This is a genomic window from Streptomyces sp. NBC_00461, assembly GCF_036013935.1.
Classification (GTDB): domain Bacteria; phylum Actinomycetota; class Actinomycetes; order Streptomycetales; family Streptomycetaceae; genus Streptomyces.
Genome location: NZ_CP107902.1, coordinates 2,669,009 through 2,687,265 on the forward strand (window position 1 = coordinate 2,669,009; position 18,257 = coordinate 2,687,265).

At 68.4% G+C, this 18,257-nt stretch carries 18 protein-coding genes and 1 riboswitch; of the genes, 5 read left to right on the plus strand and 13 right to left on the minus strand.

Going from position 1 to position 18,257, the window contains the following annotated elements; all coding sequences use genetic code 11:
- Window positions 1-13: 13 nt before the first annotated feature.
- The gene (locus OG870_RS12720; protein ID WP_266512869.1) at window positions 14-1,357 is read right to left on the minus strand and encodes an NYN domain-containing protein; all 1,344 of its coding nucleotides are present in this window, start codon (window positions 1,355-1,357) and stop codon (window positions 14-16) included.
- 34 nt (window positions 1,358-1,391) lie between these two features.
- Window positions 1,392-1,631, minus strand: a complete 240-nt coding sequence (locus OG870_RS12725) for a hypothetical protein (protein WP_327690870.1) — start codon at window positions 1,629-1,631, stop codon at window positions 1,392-1,394.
- Between the two features lie 164 nt (window positions 1,632-1,795).
- Here OG870_RS12725 and OG870_RS12730 point away from each other — a divergent pair, with 164 nt between their 5' ends.
- Complete coding sequence (locus tag OG870_RS12730; RefSeq protein ID WP_266840861.1) at window positions 1,796-2,581, plus strand: rhomboid family intramembrane serine protease; 786 nt, start codon at window positions 1,796-1,798, stop codon at window positions 2,579-2,581.
- Window positions 2,578-2,859 (plus strand): Lrp/AsnC family transcriptional regulator, encoded by a 282-nt coding sequence (locus OG870_RS12735; RefSeq protein ID WP_266512878.1) that lies wholly within the window; start codon window positions 2,578-2,580, stop codon window positions 2,857-2,859. The genes OG870_RS12730 and OG870_RS12735 overlap by 4 nt, the downstream gene beginning before the upstream one ends.
- A 116-nt stretch (window positions 2,860-2,975) precedes the next feature.
- Here the strand turns inward: OG870_RS12735 and OG870_RS12740 are convergent, their stop codons facing one another.
- The 6 genes from OG870_RS12740 to ctaE form a co-directional block, all read right to left on the minus strand.
- Window positions 2,976-4,340 (minus strand): aminotransferase class V-fold PLP-dependent enzyme, encoded by a 1,365-nt coding sequence (locus OG870_RS12740; RefSeq protein WP_266840859.1) that lies wholly within the window; start codon window positions 4,338-4,340, stop codon window positions 2,976-2,978.
- Between the two features lie 124 nt (window positions 4,341-4,464).
- Window positions 4,465-4,581: riboswitch (SAM riboswitch) on the minus strand.
- A gap of 76 nt (window positions 4,582-4,657) precedes the next feature.
- Window positions 4,658-5,722: an anthranilate phosphoribosyltransferase gene (gene trpD / locus OG870_RS12745; RefSeq protein ID WP_266512884.1), complete on the minus strand. Its 1,065-nt coding sequence runs from the start codon at window positions 5,720-5,722 to the stop codon at window positions 4,658-4,660.
- Window positions 5,723-5,866: 144 nt separating this feature from the next.
- A complete protein-coding gene (gene qcrB, locus OG870_RS12750; RefSeq protein ID WP_266840857.1) occupies window positions 5,867-7,519 on the minus strand; it encodes a cytochrome bc1 complex cytochrome b subunit in 1,653 nt (550 codons plus the stop codon).
- Complete coding sequence (gene qcrA / locus OG870_RS12755; protein WP_266512890.1) at window positions 7,516-8,571, minus strand: cytochrome bc1 complex Rieske iron-sulfur subunit; 1,056 nt, start codon at window positions 8,569-8,571, stop codon at window positions 7,516-7,518. Before qcrA ends, qcrB begins: the two co-directional genes overlap by 4 nt.
- Window positions 8,568-9,377: a cytochrome bc1 complex diheme cytochrome c subunit gene (gene qcrC, locus OG870_RS12760; protein WP_266585281.1), complete on the minus strand. Its 810-nt coding sequence runs from the start codon at window positions 9,375-9,377 to the stop codon at window positions 8,568-8,570. Before qcrC ends, qcrA begins: the two co-directional genes overlap by 4 nt.
- Before the next feature lie 79 nt (window positions 9,378-9,456).
- Window positions 9,457-10,077 (minus strand): aa3-type cytochrome oxidase subunit III, encoded by a 621-nt coding sequence (gene ctaE / locus OG870_RS12765; RefSeq protein ID WP_266512895.1) that lies wholly within the window; start codon window positions 10,075-10,077, stop codon window positions 9,457-9,459.
- Between the two features lie 178 nt (window positions 10,078-10,255).
- Here ctaE and OG870_RS12770 point away from each other — a divergent pair, with 178 nt between their 5' ends.
- Window positions 10,256-10,660 (plus strand): hypothetical protein, encoded by a 405-nt coding sequence (locus tag OG870_RS12770; RefSeq protein WP_266512897.1) that lies wholly within the window; start codon window positions 10,256-10,258, stop codon window positions 10,658-10,660.
- Window positions 10,661-10,666: 6 nt separating this feature from the next.
- Here OG870_RS12770 and OG870_RS12775 read toward each other — a convergent pair whose 3' ends face one another.
- From OG870_RS12775 to ctaC, 4 genes are all read right to left on the minus strand, one after another.
- Window positions 10,667-11,923: a L,D-transpeptidase gene (locus tag OG870_RS12775; protein WP_266512899.1), complete on the minus strand. Its 1,257-nt coding sequence runs from the start codon at window positions 11,921-11,923 to the stop codon at window positions 10,667-10,669.
- 132 nt (window positions 11,924-12,055) lie between these two features.
- Entirely contained in the window at window positions 12,056-12,454 is a 399-nt protein-coding gene (locus OG870_RS12780; protein WP_266512902.1) for a cytochrome c oxidase subunit 4, read from the minus strand.
- Entirely contained in the window at window positions 12,451-14,187 is a 1,737-nt protein-coding gene (gene ctaD / locus OG870_RS12785; RefSeq protein WP_266512905.1) for an aa3-type cytochrome oxidase subunit I, read from the minus strand. The genes OG870_RS12780 and ctaD overlap by 4 nt, the downstream gene beginning before the upstream one ends.
- Entirely contained in the window at window positions 14,184-15,143 is a 960-nt protein-coding gene (gene ctaC / locus OG870_RS12790; RefSeq protein ID WP_327690871.1) for an aa3-type cytochrome oxidase subunit II, read from the minus strand. Before ctaC ends, ctaD begins: the two co-directional genes overlap by 4 nt.
- 260 nt (window positions 15,144-15,403) lie before the next feature.
- Here ctaC and OG870_RS12795 point away from each other — a divergent pair, with 260 nt between their 5' ends.
- Window positions 15,404-16,780, plus strand: coding sequence for a cysteine desulfurase/sulfurtransferase TusA family protein (locus tag OG870_RS12795; RefSeq protein ID WP_327690872.1), 1,377 nt, complete (start codon window positions 15,404-15,406; stop codon window positions 16,778-16,780).
- A gap of 1 nt (window position 16,781) precedes the next feature.
- On the opposite strand, the gene OG870_RS12800 is transcribed toward OG870_RS12795, so the two are convergent.
- On the minus strand, window positions 16,782-17,756 hold the full coding sequence (locus OG870_RS12800) for a carbohydrate kinase family protein (RefSeq protein ID WP_266512914.1): 975 nt from the start codon (window positions 17,754-17,756) through the stop codon (window positions 16,782-16,784).
- 143 nt (window positions 17,757-17,899) lie between these two features.
- Here OG870_RS12800 and OG870_RS12805 point away from each other — a divergent pair, with 143 nt between their 5' ends.
- Complete coding sequence (locus OG870_RS12805) at window positions 17,900-18,109, plus strand: hypothetical protein (RefSeq protein ID WP_266512917.1); 210 nt, start codon at window positions 17,900-17,902, stop codon at window positions 18,107-18,109.
- The last annotated feature ends 148 nt before the right edge of the window (window positions 18,110-18,257 follow it).

Here is an 18,257-nt window from a genome sequence, read left to right on the forward strand (position 1 = left end):
TCGGGACATGCGCTCAGGTCAGCCGCTTCAGGAGCATCGCCGAGGCGACCGGACGCGCCCCCGCACGAGCCACTCCGTCGGCCACCTCGCGGTCGGTGGAAGCCACGATGACGGGCCGGCCGGGCGGCTCGGCGCGCACCAGCTGGCGGATCAACTCGTCGGCGGTCACGCCGGGTTTGGAGAACAGCACCCGGACCCCGCGCGGCGGCGCGAGCAGCACGGGAGCGGCCAGCTCGGCCCCGTCGAAGACGCAGGTGACCTCGGCGCCGCTCTGCGCGGCGAGCTGCGAGAGCTGCCCCAGGAGCCTCAACCGCTGCTTTTCCAGGGGCATTTGGGGATAGCCGGTCTTGGTGACGTTGTAGCCGTCGACGACCAGGTGCGCCTGCGGCAGCGCGAGCAGCTGGTCCAGGATCGCGGGGTCGTTTTCGGACAGTGCCCGCGCGGCGATGTCCTTCGGTGTCATTCGTCCCGGTTCGACCGCATCGACGGTCTCGGCCGGCCGGACGGACACGGGTGGCAACGCCAGCTCCCGGCGCAGCCCCTGGGCCGCGTCCAGCACGGTGTCCAGAAGCAGTCGTACGCGCATGTCCTCGACGCTGCGCCCCTCGCGCGCTGCTTTGCGCGTGGCCTCCAGGGCCGCCTCCGCCTCCCCGAGCCGCGACTTCAGGCGCCGGGTCTCGCTCTCGGCGGCGGACAGCTGTGCCTGCCCCTCGGCGCGTGCGGCCTCCATCTCGCCCTGTGTCTTGCGCAGGGCGGCCTCGCGCCGCTTGACGTCGCTGTGGGCGGCACGCAGCTTCCGGTGCAGCGAGTCGGCCTCCTTCTTGGTGGCCTCCAGCTCGGCCCGCAGCCGCTCGGTGTCGGCCCGGGTCTGCTCCCGGGCGCGGTCGAGCTCCTCGCGCAGCCGCTCCAGCTCGGCCCGGCTCTCCTCGTCGGCGCGCTCGGCATCGGCCCGCTGGGCCTCCTCGCCGGCCGCGGTGACGAGCTTGACCCAACCGGTGGGCCGCAGAACATAGGCCGCGGCCGCCACATCGAGCGGATCCGCGGCCGGGGGCGGCGAGCCGGAGTCGAGAGCGCCGGTGATTTCCGGCTGGGCCTCTCTCAGCTTCTCCCCGATGCGCTGCCGGAACAGCGGATCGGTCTCCAGTGCGGCCGCCATCGCGTTGCCGGCGAACTTGGCCCGCCGGTTCGGCGCGAAGCGGGCGTACTGCCTGAGCTGTGCGGGCAGTTCGCCGACGGTCAGCCCGCCGAACCCGTCCGAGACGATCTGGACGACCCTGCGGCGCACTCCGTCGGGCAGCGGACGGTCAAGCACCTCGGCGGTGCCGTCGCCCGGCCCCCCGCCTGTGGTCTCCGCCATCCGTCACACCCCAATACCTGTGGGGCCGCTCCGCTCAGGAGTCGGCGCCCGGCCTGTCCACGAGTTCCACCTGATCCACCGCGTTGCACCACCGGCAGCGCACCGACTCGATGGTCTCACTGACCACCTCGCGCTCCTCGACCTTCGGGTCGCCCGCCAGATCGAGGTGGACGTACTCGACGACCTTGGACGAGCGGGTCACGTCGAAGCGCGTGAGGTTGCCGCAGAAGGTGCAGCGCCACCGCGTGGAGGCGGTCGGCAGGGGAACCGTCATCGTGCCTGTGCTCTTTCCTTCTAGGCTTCCATTGTCAGTGACACCCCGGATTCCCTGGGCGTATGGCTCGTAACCCTACGGCCTGGCGAGGACTCGCCGCCCGCCTGTCCAGGGCGGCGAGGCGCTCTGTGCTGCTGCGTCCCGTTACGTCATGCTCTGTGTCCATGATCAGCAACTGGAGCCCGACCGTCAGCAGAGTGATCCGGCGCCCTGCGGCGCCTGTGACATATGCGCTGATCACGCTGTGCTTCCTGGCCTTCGTGACCGGTCCGGCCGCGGGCCTGAACCCGGCCTACGGCTCCGGCGACGCGCTCGTCGCCGCCCAGCGCGCCTACTTCCACCGCTGGGGTGTGGTCCCGGCCGAGCTGTTCCAGGGCTCCCCGAGGGCCGTCCTGACCCCCGCCACGGCCCTGTTCGTCCACGGCAGCTGGGTGCACCTGCTGGGCAACATGCTGTTCCTCTACGTCTTCGGCGTGATGACGGAGCAACGCCTGGGCCCACTGCGGTTCACCGTGTTCTACGTCTGCTGCGGCTACCTCGCCCTACTGGGATACGCGGCCGCCAACGCCACGTCCGAGCAGTCCCTGGTCGGTGCGTCCGGGGCGATCTCGGCGGTCCTGGGCGCGTTTCTGTATCTGTTCCCCGGGGCCCGGGTCACCAGCCTGCTCCCGTTCCTCTTCTTCCTCCCCGTGCGCTTCCCCGCCTGGGTTGTGCTGCCCTTCTGGGCGGCCCTGCAGTGGCTGGCGGCCGGCCGGGCGCCCGCGGGCCCGGGGGTGGCCTATCTGGCCCACCTGGTGGGCTTCGGCCTGGGCTTCGTCCTCGCCTGGGTCCGCTTCGGACGCGGCGAGGGCCCGAAGGGCGGCCTCGGAAGGGCGGTGGTGGGAGACGGCCGGGCGACTACAGTGAAGTCCGCCCCAGCTCCGACCCCCGAGGGAGAGAACCAGCCGTGATCACCGCGATCGTCCTCATCAAGACCAGCGTGGACCGGATCCCCGAGATCGCGGAGTCGATCGCGGCGCTGGAGTCGGTGAGCGAGGTCTTCTCGGTCACCGGTACGTATGACCTCATTGCCATGGTGCGGGTGAAGCAGCACGAGGACCTTGCTGAAGTGATCCCCGGCAGCATCAGCAAGATCCCCGGTGTCGAGGCGACGGACACACACGTTGCGTTCCGGACGTACTCGCAGCATGACCTGGAGGCTGCTTTCGCCATCGGGTTGGACTCGTGATCGACGCCTAGTCGTCTGCGGGGCACGCCACGCGTGCGACTGCTGGTCCGTCGTGGCTGGTCGCGCCCACGCGGCGGAGCCGCACAATGTCACAGCCCCGCGCCCCTTTGGGGCGGTCAGCTCACCGCGGGTACGCAGCGGCCGTCCTCTGTCCTGTACGTCCACTTCGCGCCGTCCGTCACCAGTTCCCTGACGGCGCTGACGAAGCGCTCGACGTGCTCGTCCGGCGTTCCTGCCCCGAAGCTCACGCGGATCGCGTTGAGGGACTTCTCACCCGGGGCCGCCTCGGGGGCGCCGCACTCGCCCTGGGTCTGCGGGTCGCTGCCCAGCAGGGTGCGGACCAGCGGGTGGGCGCAGAAGAGGCCGTCGCGGACGCCGATGCCGTACTCGGCGGAGAGCGCGGCGGCGAAGTGCGAGCTGTTCCAGCCCTCGACGACGAAGGAGATCACGCCGACCCGGGGCGCGTCGTCGCCGAAGAGGGAGAGGATCCGGACCTCCGGGACCTCGGCGAGGCCCGCCTTCACCGTCTCGATCAGGTGCTGCTCGCGGGCGACCAGCGTGTCGAAGCCGGCCTCGGTGAGGGCCTTGCAGGCCGACGCGATGGAGTGGACGCCGATCACGTTCGGGGAGCCGGCCTCGTGGCGGGCGGCGCTTTCGTGCCACTCCACGTCCACTCCCCCGTCCTCGCGCCGCGTGACCCTGCGGCTGGCGCCGCCGCCCGCGAGGTAGGGGTCGGCGGCCCGGAGCCAGTCGGCGCGGCCGGCCAGCACGCCGGAGCCGAAGGGCGCGTACAGCTTGTGGCCGGAGAAGGCGACCCAGTCGACGTCGAGGTCCCGCACGGAGACCGGGTGGTGGGGGGCGAGCTGGGCCGCGTCCAGGACGATGCGGGCACCGTGGGCGTGCGCGGCCGCCGCCAGCTCGCGCACCGGCCACAGCTCGCCGGTGACGTTCGAGGCGCCGGTCACGCAGACCAGTGCCGGGCCGTACGGGTCACGGTCGGCGAGGGCACGCTCCAGGGTCTCGACGGCCTGCCGCGGGGTGCGCGGGGCGTCGAGGTAGGTGACCCGGGCGTCCTGCCACGGGAGCAGGCTGGCGTGGTGCTCGGTCTCGAAGACGAAGACCTGGCAGTCGGCGGGGAGCGCGGCGGCGAGGAGGTTGAGCGAGTCCGTCGTGGAGCGGGTGAAGACCAGCTGGTCGTCGGGACGGCAGTCGAGGAACTCCGCGACCGTCCTGCGGGCGTTCTCGAACAGGTCGGTCGACAGCTGGGAGAGGTATCCGGCGCCGCGGTGGACGCTGCCGTAGTACGGGGCGTAGGCCGCCACGTCGTCCCAGACCCGCTGGAGGGCGGGGGCGCTGGCCGCGTAGTCGAGCGCGGCGTAGGTGACCTCGCCGCCCGTCACGAGCGGGACGGTGACATCCCGGCCCAGAACGGGCAGCGGGGCACAAATGGTCTGGGCGATGGCAGCGGAGGAGACAGACATGGGGAACTCCCGTGAGAGGCAAGGAAAAGTGAAAAGGGGTACGCGGAGGCAGGGCACTACGCCCTATCGCATTCGCTTGCTCACAGAAGACTCCTCGACGACCAGGACCCCTGGCGGTGGGAGGGGTCCGCGCTTGCCGCACACCTTGTTGTGCACGGCCTGGTCTTCACCCGGGGCACCCCGCCACGGACGGAGGGTTGCCGGACAGTCGGCCGGGGCCTCATGACTGTCACTCATGACCTGGTACGACATCCTGCCATACGATCTTCGGTGCGCAAGGCGCAGTCCGGATTCTGGACTGCGCCCCGCGTGACACCTCAGCGGTTGCTGGCCGCCACCCAGCGCTCCAGCGTCCGCTTGGCCGCGCCCGAGTCGATCGAGTCCGCCGCCCTGTCCATCCCGGCCCGCAGCTGCTCGGCGAGCGTCCCGGAGCCCGGATCGAGCGCCACGAGCGCCGCCGCCGAGTTCAGCAGAACGGCGTCGCGGACCGGGCCCGTCTCACCGTCCAGGAGCCTGCGGGCGACCTCCGCGTTGAACGACGGGTCGGCGCCGCGCAGGGCCTGCACCGGCACCAGTTCGAGGCCGACATCACGGGGGTCGAAGGACTCCTCGGTGACCTTGCCGTCCCGGACGATCCAGACGTGGGAGGTGGCCGTCGTGGTCAGTTCGTCGAGGCCGTCGTCGCCGCGGAAGACGAGCGAGGAGTTGCCGCGCTCGGCCAGGACGCCCGCGATCATCGGCGCCAGCCGGGGGTCGGCGACGCCGACCGCCTGGGCCTTGACCTTCGCCGGGTTGGTCAGCGGGCCCAGCGCGTTGAACACCGTCCGGATGCCCAACTGGCCGCGGGCGGCGGCGACATGACGCAGCGCCGGGTGGAACTTCACCGCGAAGCAGAACGTGATGCCCGCCTCCTCGGCCACCTCCGCCACCCGCGCGGGCGTGAGGTCGAGGTTGACGCCCAGCTTCTCCAGGACGTCCGAGGCACCGGACGCCGACGAGGCCGCGCGATTGCCGTGCTTGACGACCTTCGCGCCGGCGCCGGCCACCACGAGCGCCGACATCGTGGAGATGTTCACCGTCTTGGCGCCGTCGCCGCCCGTGCCGACGATGTCGACCGTGCGGCCCGACACCTCGATCACCTTGGCGTGCTCGTACATCGCCCGGACCACGCCGGTGATCTCCTCGACGGTCTCGCCCTTGGCGCGCAGGGCGACGACGAAGCCCGCGATCTGGGCGTCCGTCGCCTCACCCCGCATGATCTGGTCCATCGCCCAGGCCGTCGCGTCGGCGCTCTGGTCGCGGCCGTACAGCAGGGCGTTCAGTACCTCGGGCCAGGAACGGCCCGCCGCGGTGTCGCCTCCAGCGGGGGTCACAGCGCTCATAAGGCCGCTCCTGGGTGTCGTAGAAGAGTGTGAACTCGTAGCAGAGTCCGCGACCCCCACCCTATCCAGCCGGAAGGCATGACAAAGGGCCCCGTCCGAACACCGGACGGGGCCCTTTGCTGTGGCGTGGCGACGCCGCAGCGATCAGTGGTGGCCGTGGCCGCTCGTGATCTCCTTGTACTCCTCGACGGTCGGCTTCGGAATCTGGGACTCCTCGCCGAAGTACGCCTCGCTGAGCTTGGCGCGGAGCTTCTCGGAGCCCTTCACCTTGCGCTCGACGCCGTTGTCGTCGGTCGTCGGGCCGATCTTGGCCGGCTTGTACTGCTCGTGCGCCGTGAGGGTGTGCAGCGCGTCCTGGCTGAGCGGCTCGTGGACCTCGATGAACTCACCGTGCGGCAGGCGCTTGATGATGCCCGACTCGCGGCCGTGCAGCACCTTGTCCTTGTCCCGGCGCTGGAGGCCGAGGCAGACCCGCTTGGTGGCGATGAACACGAGGACCGGCACGACGAAGAAGCCGACGCGCACGAACCAGGTGATCGAGTTGATCGACAGGTGGAAGTGCGTGGCCCACAGGTCGTTGCCGCCACCGATCATCAGCACGAAGTACCAGGAGATCCACGCGGCACCGAACGCGGTACGCGTCGGGGCGTTGCGCGGACGGTCCAGGATGTGGTGCTCGCGCTTGTCGCCGGTGACCCAGGACTCGATGAACGGGTAGACCGCGATCGAGACCAGGACCAGCGGGAAGATCACCAGCGGGATGAACACGCCCAGGACGAGCGTGTGGCCCCAGAGGTTGATCTCCCAGCCCGGCATGACACGGATCAGGCCCTCGGAGAAGCCCATGTACCAGTCGGGCTGGGCGCCCGTGGAGACCATGTCCGGCCGGTAGGGGCCCATGGACCAGATCGGGTTGATCGAGGCGATCGCCGCGATGGCCGCGATGACACCGAAGACCAGGAAGAAGAACCCTCCGGCCTTGGCCATGTACACCGGCAGCAGCGGCATGCCCACGACGTTGTTGTTCGTACGTCCGGCGCCCGCGAACTGCGTGTGCTTGTGGTAGAAGACCAGGATCAGGTGGCCGACCAGCAGACCGAGCATGATGCCCGGCAGCAGCAGGATGTGGACCGAGTAGAAGCGGGCCACGAAGTCGCCGCCCGGGAACTCGCCGCCGAAGAGGAACATCGACAGGTACGTGCCGACGATCGGCACGGACAGGACCGCGCCCTCCATGAAGCGGACACCGGTGCCGGAGAGCAGGTCGTCCGGGAGCGAGTAGCCGGTGAAGCCGGTGAACATGCCGAGGACGAGCAGCAGGAAGCCGAACAGCCAGTTGACCTCACGCGGCTTGCGGAACGCGCCCGTGAAGAACACACGCATCATGTGCACGAACATGCCCGCGAGGAAGATCAGCGCGGCCCAGTGGTGGATCTGCCGGATCAGCAGACCACCGCGCACATCGAAGGAGATGTGCATGGTCGAGTTGAACGCCTCGGACATCATCTGGCCCTGCAGCGGGATGTAGCTGCCGTGGTACTCCACCTCGTTCATCGACGGGTGGAAGAACAACGTCAGGTACACACCCGTGAGGATGATGATGATGAAGCTGTAGAGGCAGACCTCGCCCAGCATGAACGACCAGTGGTCGGGGAAGATCTTGCGCATGTTGGACTTGGCCAGGGAGTAGATCCCCAGACGGCCGTCGGCCCAGTCGGCGACGCGCTCGCCGGCGGGCGCGTCGCCGCGCCGCCCCGCGTTGTTCCCGGGGGTCCCGTTGGTCTCGTTGCTGCTCATCCGCGCTCCCAGAATGCAGGACCGACGGGCTCTTCGAAGTCGCCGAGCGCCTCGAGGTAACCCTGGTCGTTCACGCCGATGCGCAGCTGCGGCAGGGCGTGACCGGCGGGGCCGAAGATCACCCGGGCACCGTCGGAGAGGTCGAAGGTGGACTGGTGGCAGGGGCACAGCACGTGGTGCGTCTGCTGCTCGTACAGCGAGATCGGGCAGCCGACGTGGGTGCAGATCTTCGAGTACGCGACGATGCCCTCGTGCGACCACTCGAGCTCGCGCTTGTCCTTGATGTTGTCCGGCTGGATCCGGACGATCATCAGGGCCGCCTTGGCGATCTCGGTCTGGAAGTTCTCGTCGTGCTCCTCCAGGCCCTCGGGCTTGGCGAAGGTGAGCGAGCCGACCGCGACGTCCGAGGCACGCAGCGGCTCGTTCGTGTTCATGTTGACGAGCAGCTTGCCCTTGGACCACAGCGTGTGGCGGAGCTTCGTACCCGGCAGCGGGCCGAGGTCGCGCAGCAGCATGACGCCGGAGAGCGGGAACAGGGCCAGAGCACCGAACATCGTGTTGCGGATCAGCTTGCGACGACCGAGCGCGGACTCCTTGGCACCTTGCCGGAAGTCGTCCATCACCTTGGCCTTGACCTCGGGCGAGGCCTCGATCGGGTGACGCTCGTCGGCGACCTCCTCGTCGGACATCAGGGTGCGGGCCCAGTGGACCGCGCCGGCGCCGATGGCGAACAGCGCGAGGCCCAGGGTCAGGCCCAGCGCGAAGTTCAGCGCGTTGATGTGACCGATCGGGAAGACGTAGATCGCCTTGTCGTGCGGGATCGCCACGTACGAGGCGATGAAGCCCACCGTGGCGAGCATGGAGACCGTGAACAGCATGGCCACCACACGCTCGGACCGCTTGGCGGCCCGCTCGTCGATGTCCTGGACACGGTGCTCGTGGGGCGGCAGACCGGGGTCCGCGAACGGGTTCTTCTCGTCCGCGATGCTCACGGTGCCGTGCGCGTCCTGCTCTGCGGGCAGGTTCTCTTCTGGAATGTCTTGGCTACTCATGACTTCTTGGCCTTTGCGGTCCGAGCGGCGACCCAGACGGCGACCGCGATCAGCGCGCCGAGTCCGAAGATCCAGGCGAACAGGCCCTCGGAGACCGGGCCGAGACCGCCCAGCTCAAGACCGCCGGGGCTCTCGGTGTCGTCACCGTTGACCGCGTTCAGGTACGCGATGATGTCCTTCTTGTTCTGCTCCGACAGCGTGGTGTCGGGGAACGACGGCATGTTCTGCGGGCCGGTCTGCATGGCCTCGTAGATGTGCTTCGGGTCGACGCCTTCAAGACTAGGCGCGTACTTGCCGTGCGTCAGCGCGCCGCCCTTGCCGGTGAAGTTGTGGCACTGCGCGCAGTTGGTGCGGAACAGTTCGCCACCCTTGGCGATGTCAGCACCTTCCGGGCCGTACTGCGCCTGCGTCGGGACGTTCGGACCGGCGCCGAGGGAGGAGATGTACGCCGCGAGCTGGTCGATCTCGGCCTGCGTGTAGATGACCTTCTTCTTCGGGATCTGCGCGCCCGGCTGCTGGGCCGGCATACGGCCGGTGCCGACCTGGAAGTCGACCGCCGCGCTGCCCACGCCCACGAGGCTCGGACCGTCGGAGGTGCCCTGACCGCCGGTGCCGTGGCAGCTGGCGCAGCCCACGGAGTAGAGCTTCTTGCCCTCGACGATAGCGAGAGACTGGGCTGTTTCATCGGCCTGCGCCTTGCTCGCGGGTGCGAACGCGGCGTACAGCCCCCCGGTGCATGCCAGCGCGAGGAGTAGGACGACGAGCGCCGCCATGGGATGGCGTCGTCGTGCGGAGAGCTTTTTCACGGATTACCCCGGTGTCAGGATCTTCTGCGTCGATGCTTCTGGGATGTGCGCCTGTGGGCGCACGCGGGAACGGTCCCGGCTACTTGATCAGGTAGATCGTGGCGAAGAGGCCGATCCACACGACATCGACGAAGTGCCAGTAGTAGGACACGACGATGGCCGCGGTCGCCTGCTCGTGGGTGAACCTCTTCGCCGCGTAGGTGCGGCCGAGGACGAACAGGAAGGCGATGAGGCCGCCCGTCACGTGCATGCCGTGGAACCCGGTGGTCAGGTAGAACACCGAGCCGTACGGGTCGGAGGAGAGCGAGAGCCCGTCCTTCGTCACCAGCTCCGTGTACTCGAAGACCTGACCGCCGATGAAGATCGCACCCATGACGAAGGTGACGATGAACCAGCCCCGGAGCTTCTTCACGTCCCCGCGCTCGGCGGCGAAGACGCCGAGCTGGCAGGTCAGGGAGGAGAGCACCAGGATCGTGGTGTTGGTCGCGGAGAACGGAAGGTTGAGATGGCTCGCCATCTCCTTCCAGTGATCCGGACCGGTCACCGATCGCAGGGTGAAATACATCGCGAAGAGGGCCGCGAAGAACATCAGCTCGGAACTCAGCCAGATGATGGTTCCGACGCTGGTGAGGTTCGGCCGGTTGACCGACGGGTGCGCGTGCCCGGTTTCTACTGTCGTTGCTGTCGCCACGACCGACATTATGTCGGTCCCTTATCCCGCCCTCACTCCGGGGGGTGCTGTTCGGAGTGTCCGTACCGCGTGTACTGCCCGTATGGCCCATCGAAGCCGTGTTCCAACAGGTGTTGACGCGGTGTTCATGGGAGTAGCATCCGCCCCATCGGTAACCGATGTTCCCGACCAACGATGCGGAGGAACGATGCAGGCGACCGCCACGGTGCTGGTCTACAGCGATGACTCCAACACCCGCGAACAAGTCCGGTTGGCGACCGGACGCAGGCCTGCGCCGGACGCTCCCGTCGTCGAGTTCCTGGAATGCGCGACGCCCGCGGCCGTCCTCAAGGAGCTGGACAGGGGCGGGATCGACGTCTGTGTCCTGGACGGCGAGGCCGTGCCCATGGGCGGCATGGGCGTGTGCCGCCAGATCAAGGACGAGGTGTTCAACTGCCCGCCGGTGCTGCTGCTGATCGGCCGGCCGCAGGACGCGTGGCTGGCGACCTGGAGCCGTGCGGACGCGGCTGTGACGCTCCCTGCGGATCCTGTGGAGTTCGCGGCCGCGTTGGCCTCCCTGCTGCGGCAGAAGAGGCTTCAGCAGAGCGCCTAGAGCTCCTCAGACGCTCTGCGGCCTGAGCCGGGCTCGCTCCGCCGAGCTCGGCCCGTCCGGCGTGCCGGCGACCAGTGCGCTGCCGGTGCGCCAGTTCTGCCAGGTGAGGTTCCAGTCACCGAAGCCGTTGCCGAAGGGCTCCATGGTGTCGCCGCCTGAGTTGACGACCTTCACCACGTCGCCCTCGTGGACGGTGTCGAAGAACCACTCGGCGTTGCTGGTGCTCATGCCGGTGCAGCCGTGGCTGACGTTGGCGTAGCCCTGGGAGCCGACGGACCAGGGGGCGGCGTGCACGTACTCGCCGCTCCAGGTCAGGCGGGTCGCGTAGTAGACGGGCAGGTCGTACGAGTCCGCGCTGCCCTCGGCGATGCCGACCGTGGCGCTGCGCATACGTACGAAGTACTGCTTGCCCAGGACCACCTTGACGCCGTTGCGGGTGTCGAAGCCGGGCTTGCCGGTGGTGACGGGGAGCTCTTTGATGTCCTCGCCGTTCTTGTAGACCGTCATGGAGTGCGAGGCCGCGTCGGTGACGGCGACGATGCTGTCGCCGATGGTGAGCTTCAGCGCCTTGCTCTTGGTGCCCCACAGGCGGTCGCCGACCTTGACGCCGTCGAGGTCGCTGTGGACCTGGACGGTGGCCTGGGCGGGCCAGTAGTCCTTGGGGCGGTAGTGGAGTTCCTTGTCGCTCACCCAGTGCCAGGCGCCCTGCACGGCGGGCACGGCGTCCACCCGTAGGGCCCGTTCGACGACGGCCCGTTGTGCCTTGTCCTTGACGGGTTTGTCCAGTTCGGCGGTGACGGGCTGGCCGACGCCGTACGTCCCCGACTTGGGCCCGAACGTCACGCCCAGGCTCTTCTTGGTGGTGGGCGTGGTGGTGTCGAAGTCGAGGACCTTGCGTCCCGGTGCCCCGTCGTCGTCCTCCGTGCTCACCCGCACCGTGTAGTGCGCGTTGGCGGCGAGCGGGGAGGTGCTGTGCCAGCGGGAGCCGTCGTCGGAGAGTTCGCCCGTCACATAGCGGCCTGTGGCGTCCACGGCCGTGACGTCGGTGATGCGGTCGTCGTCGGCGGTGACCTCCAGGGGCTTGTCCGGGTCGGCCTTCTTCCCGTCTCCCGTGGGGCCCTTGAAGGAGATCTGGTCCGTCGCGTCGTACGGCTTGTCGGTCAGCGGGTTGCCGCCGCTGCTGCAAGAGGTGCCGCCCGCGCCGAGGGCGATCACCAGCAGCGTGCAGCTGACGACGATGCGGGTGCGCGGAGAGTGGTTCATGTCCCTCACGCTATGGACGTTCGTCAAGCACGGCGCGCCGGGTGACTCGTTCGAGCGAACGGTATTGCGGCAAACGCAGGAGCCCGGACGCTCCTGACGGAGTGTCCGGGCTCCCTTTGCGCTCTGCGCGTGCTACTGGGTGCGGTTCTCACCGCGGTAGTACTCGAAGACCCAGCCGTAGAGGCCGATCATGATGATCGGAGCGGAGAAGTACAGCAGCCACCAGCCGATCGCGATCGACAGGAAGGCCAGCGCGCCACCGAAACCGAGGGCGAGCGGCTGCCAGCTGTGCGGGCTGAAGAACCCGACCTCGCCGGCGTCGTCCGCGACGTCCGCGTCCCTGTTGTCCATGGCACCCGCGTCGACCCGCTTGGCCGTGAAGCCGAGGTAGAAGCCGACCATGATGCACAGACCGAACGCCAGGAAGAGGGCCGTGGTACCGGCCGGCTCCTTCGACCACACGCCATAGACGACCGCCATGGCGAGGACGAAGACGCTCAGCCACATGAACATCTTGCCCTGAACCTTCACTTGCCGGCCTCCTTGCCACCAGCCAGAGCCTTCTCACCGTGAGGCGCGTTCTCGAGCTGGTCGAGAGCGGCGATCTCAGGGTGATGCAGGTCGAACGCCGGGGATTCACTGCGAATCCGCGGCAGGGTGAGGAAGTTGTGCCGCGGCGGCGGGCACGAGGTGGCCCACTCGAGCGAGCGGCCGTAGCCCCACGGGTCGTCGACACCGACCGGCTTGCCGTACTTGGCCGTCTTCCACACGTTGTAGAGGAACGGCAGGATCGACATGCCGAGCAGGAACGAGCTGATCGTCGAGATCGTGTTCAGGGCGGTGAAGCCGTCGGCCGCGAGGTAGTCCGCGTAACGACGGGGCATGCCCTCGGCGCCCAGCCAGTGCTGGACCAGGAAGGTGCCGTGGAAGCCGATGAACAGCGTCCAGAACGTGATCTTGCCGAGCCGCTCGTCGAGCATCTTGCCGGTCATCTTCGGCCACCAGAAGTGGAAGCCGGAGAACATCGCGAAGACGACGGTGCCGAACACCACGTAGTGGAAGTGCGCCACCACGAAGTACGAGTCGGACACGTGGAAGTCCATCGGCGGCGAGGCCAGGATGACACCGGTGAGGCCGCCGAAGGTGAAGGTGACCAGGAAGCCGGTGGCCCAGAGCATCGGGGTCTCGAAGGACAAGGACCCCTTCCACATCGTTCCGATCCAGTTGAAGAACTTCACGCCGGTCGGTACGGCGATGAGGAACGTCATGAAGGAGAAGAACGGCAGCAGCACACCGCCGGTGACGTACATGTGGTGGGCCCACACCGTCACGGACAGGCCGGCGATCGCGATGGTCGCGCCGATCAGGCCCATGTAGCCGAACATCGGCTTGCGGGAGAAGACCGGGATGACCTCGGAGATGATGCCGAAGAACGGCAGCGCGATGATGTACACCTCTGGATGGCCGAAGAACCAGAAGAGGTGTTGCCACAGCAGCGCGCCGCCGTTGGCCGCGTCGAAGACATGCGCCCCGAACTTCCGATCCGCCTCCAGCGCGAACAGCGCGGCGGCCAGGACGGGGAAGGCGAGCAGCACCAGCACCGCGGTCAGCAGCACGTTCCACACGAAGATCGGCATGCGGAACATGGTCATGCCGGGCGCGCGCATGCAGATGATGGTGGTGATGAAGTTGACCGCACCGAGGATCGTGCCGAAACCGGAGAAGGCCAGACCCATGATCCACAGGTCGGCGCCGATGCCCGGGGAGCGCACCGCGTCCGACAGCGGGGAGTAGGCGAACCAGCCGAAGTCGGCCGCGCCGGACGGGGTGAGGAAGCCGCCGACCGCGATGGTCGAGCCGAACAGGTACAGCCAGTAGGCGAACATGTTCAGCCGCGGGAACGCCACGTCGGGCGCACCGATCTGCAGCGGCATGATCCAGTTGGTGAAGCCGGCGAACAGCGGCGTCGCGAACATCAGCAGCATGATCGTGCCGTGCATCGTGAACGCCTGGTTGAACTGCTCGTTCGACATGATCTGCAGACCCGGCCGGGCGAGCTCGGCGCGCATCAGCAGCGCCATGACGCCGCCGATCAGGAAGAACGCGAACGACGTGACGAGATAGAGCGTCCCGATCGTCTTGTGGTCAGTGGTGGTGAGCCACTTGATCACGACGTTGCCGGGCTGCTTGCGCCGGACCGGCAGTTCGTCTGAGTAGTGTCCCTCAGCTGCCGGGGCACCCTGGGGTTCGTTGACGATGCTCACAGGTTGTTCGTCTCCCGGTTCTTCTCGTGGCTCGTCTGCGCGATGCCGGCGGGAACGTAACCGGTCTGCCCCTTCTTGGCGAGGTCCTTGAGGTGCTGCTCGTAGCGCTCAGGGGAGACGACCTTCACGTTGAACAGCATCCGGGAGTGGTCGACGCCGCACAGCTCGGCGCACTTGCCCAGGAAGGTGCCCTCCTTGTTGGGGGTCACCTGGAAGGAGTTGGTGTGGCCCGGGATGACGTCCATCTTCATCAGGAACGGCACCACCCAGAAGGAGTGGATGACGTCACGAGAAGTGAGGACGAAGCGAACCGTCTTCCCCTCGGGCAGCCACAGCGTGGGGCCCGGGTTGCCGGTCTGCGGGTTCTTCGTGGCGGGCGTGCCGACGTCGTAGACACCGCCGGCGTTCGCCGGGAAGTCGGTCTTGAACCGGTCCGGAATGGCGGCCAGGTTCTTGTCGGTCTTCGCGTCACCGGTGGAACCCTCGACGGGCTCGATGTAGTTGAAGCCCCAGCTCCACTGGAAGCCGACGACGTTGACGGTGACGTCCGGCTTCTTGTCGAGGCTCAGGATCTTCGATTCGTCGCGGGCCGTGAAGTAGAACAGCACCGAGACGATGACGAGCGGAACGACCGTGTACAGCGCCTCGATCGGCATGTTGTACCGGGTCTGCGGAGGAACCTCGATCTTGGTGCGGCTACGCCGGTGGAAGATCGTGCTCCACAGAATCAGGCCCCACACCAGCACGCCGGTGGCCAGCGCGGCAGCCCAGGAGCCCTGCCAGAGGGAGAGGATCCGCGGAGCCTCTTCCGTGGTGGGGGTGGGCATACCAAGGCGGGGGAAGTCCTTGTATGTGCAACCGGTGGCGGTCGCCAGGACCAGGCCCGCGGTCATTGCCTGCAGCAGCTTCCGCCGCATCGGGCGCCGCGGCGAGCGGTCGGAGCCGTTGGGACTCACGTAGCGCCTTCCCGAGAGTCTCGCCCGCGCGTATTGGCTGCGGCCTTCTCGCTGGTCGGTCGCCGCCCTGCGTCGGGCAGGGGTTTGGATGTTTATGCGGACCAAACCCTAGCCGACGCTCTCCGAGGGTTCGCGGGGAGGGGTGCCTACTCACTCCGTGGGTTCGCTGGATTGGCGGGTGCGGGTTGTTTGTGGCTGGTCGCGCAGTTCCCCGCGCCCCCAATAGGTCGGTTGCGGGCAGGTCGTCATAGCGTTTGCGTATGTCCTATTTCGACGCCGCTTCCTCCGCGCCTCTCCATCCCCTCGCACGTCAGGCGTTGTTGGCCTCGCTGGACGAGGGGTGGGCCGACCCTGCGCGTCTCTATCGTGAGGGGCGGCGGGCTCGGATGTTGTTGGATGCGGCTCGGGAGGCGGCTGCTGAGGCCGTGGGGTGTCGTACCGATGAACTGGTCTTCACCTCTTCCGGGACCCGGGCCGTGCACACGGGAATCGCGGGGGCGTTGGCCGGGCGTCACCGGATTGGCCGTCACCTGATCGTGTCGGCGGTCGAACACTCCTCGGTGCTCCATGCGGCTGACACGCACGAGGCCGGCGGCGGGAGCGTCACTCGGATCGAGGTGGACCGGCGGGGAAGGGTGACGCCTGCGTCGTACGCCGACGCCCTGCGTCCCGACACCGCTCTGGCCTGTCTGCAGTCGGCCAATCACGAGGTGGGGACCGAGCAGCCGGTGGCCGACGTGGCCGCCATGTGCCGGGAGGCCGGGGTGCCGCTGCTGGTGGATGCGGCGCAGTCGTTGGGGTGGGGGCCGGTCGAGGGCGACTGGTCGTTGCTCGCGGCCAGTGCTCACAAGTGGGGTGGGCCCTCGGGGGTGGGTCTGCTCGTCGTGCGGAAAGGGGTGCGGTTCGCGCCGCCAGGGCCCGTGGACAAGCGGGAGTCGGGGCGGGCGCCGGGCTTCGAGAACCTGCCTGCCATTGTCGCGGCGGCGGCTTCGCTGCGGGCGGTGCGCGCGGAGGCGGCGCAAGAGGCGGTACGGCTGCGGGAACTGACGGAGCGGATCCGGGTGCGGGTGGCGCAGTCGGTGCCGGACGTGGAGGTGGTCGGGGATCCGGAGCGGCGGCTGCCGGGGATCGTCACCTTCTCCTGTCTCTATGTCGACGGGGAGACACTGCTCCACGAGCTCGACCGGGAGGGTTTCTCCGTCTCGTCCGGATCGTCCTGTACGAGCAGCACGCTGACGCCTAGCCATGTGCTGAAGGCCATGGGGGTGCTGAGTGAGGGGAATGTGCGGGTTTCTTTGCCGACGGGGACGACCCGGGAGGAAGTGGAGCGGTTCCTGGAGGTGTTGCCGGGGGTGGTGGCGGGGGTGCGGGAGAAGCTCGGGGCTCCGGACCTGGCCACGACCGTGCAGCAGGACGTCCTGGTCGTCGACGCTCTCGGCAGGCGCTGCCCGATCCCCGTCATCGAACTCGCCAAGGTCATCGGGGGCGTCCCGGTGGGCGGCACGGTGCGGGTGCTGTCCGACGACGAGGCGGCGCGGCTGGACATTCCGGCGTGGTGCGAGATGCGGGGGCAGGAGTACCTGGGCGAGGAGCCGGCGGACCAGGGCTTCGCGTACCTGGTCCGCCGGGTGTCGTAGCTCAGGCCAGATGCTTCTGGACCTCGGCCGCCGCCTCGTCGCCGTACGCCTTGGCGAAGCGGTCCATGAAGTGACCGCGGCGCAGCTGGTACTCCTGGGTGCCGACCGTCTCGATGACGAGCGTGGCGAGCATGCAGCCGACCTGGGCCGCGCGCTCCAGGGAGACGCCCCAGGCCAGGCCGGAGAGGAAGCCGGCGCGGAAGGCGTCGCCGACGCCCGTGGGGTCGGCCTTGCGCTCCTCCTGCGCGCACCCGACCTCGATCGGGTCCTCGCCCTTGCGCTCGACGCGGACTCCGCGGGAGCCGAGGGTGGTGATGCGGTGGCCGACCTTGGCGAGGATCTGCTCGTCGCTCCAGCCGGTCTTGGACTCGATGAGGCCCTTCTCGTACTCGTTCGAGAAGAGGTACGTGGCGCCCTCCAGCAGTATCCGGATCTCGTCGCCGTTCATCCGGGCGATCTGCTGGGAGAAGTCGGCGGCGAAGGGGATCGACCGCGAGCGGCACTCCTCGGTGTGCCGGAGCATGCCCTCGGGGTCGTCGGCGCCGATCAGGACCAGGTCCAGGCCGCCCACGCGGTCCGCGACGGTCTTCAGCTCGATCAGGCGGGCCTCGCTCATCGCGCCCGTGTAGAAGGAGCCGATCTGGTTGTGGTCGGCGTCCGTGGTGCACACGAAGCGGGCGGTGTGCAGGGTCTCGGAGATGCGGACCGAGTCGGTGTCGACGCCGTGCCGGTCGAGCCAGTCGCGGTACTCGGCGAAGTCGGAACCCGCGGCGCCGACCAGGATCGGCTGCGTGCCGAGCTGGCCCATGCCGAAGGCGATGTTCGCGCCGACGCCGCCCCGGCGTACGTCGAGGTTGTCGACCAGGAAGGAGAGCGAGACCGTGTGCAGCTGGTCCGCGACGAGCTGGTCGGCGAAGCGGCCGGGGAAGGTCATGAGGTGGTCGGTGGCGATGGAGCCGGTGACTGCGATGCGCACGGCGGGGACTCTCCTGTGGGGAGACGGATTGACAGTTCACGCTACCGGGTCGTAGCGAGGCACTGAAGAGGGGCTCTGAAGTGGCCAAAACTACCCGATAGTAGATCTTTCTTCGCAGGCTGGTACGTGCATACGGTTCCGCTATGACGAACCTCAAGGTCCATGCCCCGGTCCCGGTCGACCTGGAAGGCGACCTCGCGTCGCTGCGCGGCGACTGTGCCCGGATGGTCCCCCACTGGTCCGCTCCCGACCGGATCACTTCCCTTCCGGTCTCCCCGTCACTCATCCACGGGGTGAAGGTGCCGTCGAAGTCGGCCCGCCTGCTGGACGCGATGTCGGACTACGGCGACTGAACCCGGCTCGGTGGTACCCGATCGGCGCGTTCGAGGGAACCGCGCGCTCCCCCGCTGCGTCCCATCGCCGTCCCCCGTAAAGGGGATGCGCGATACGACCCCGGCAGGCCGTTTTGACAGGGCCGGGTCAGGGTCATGGGACAGCAGT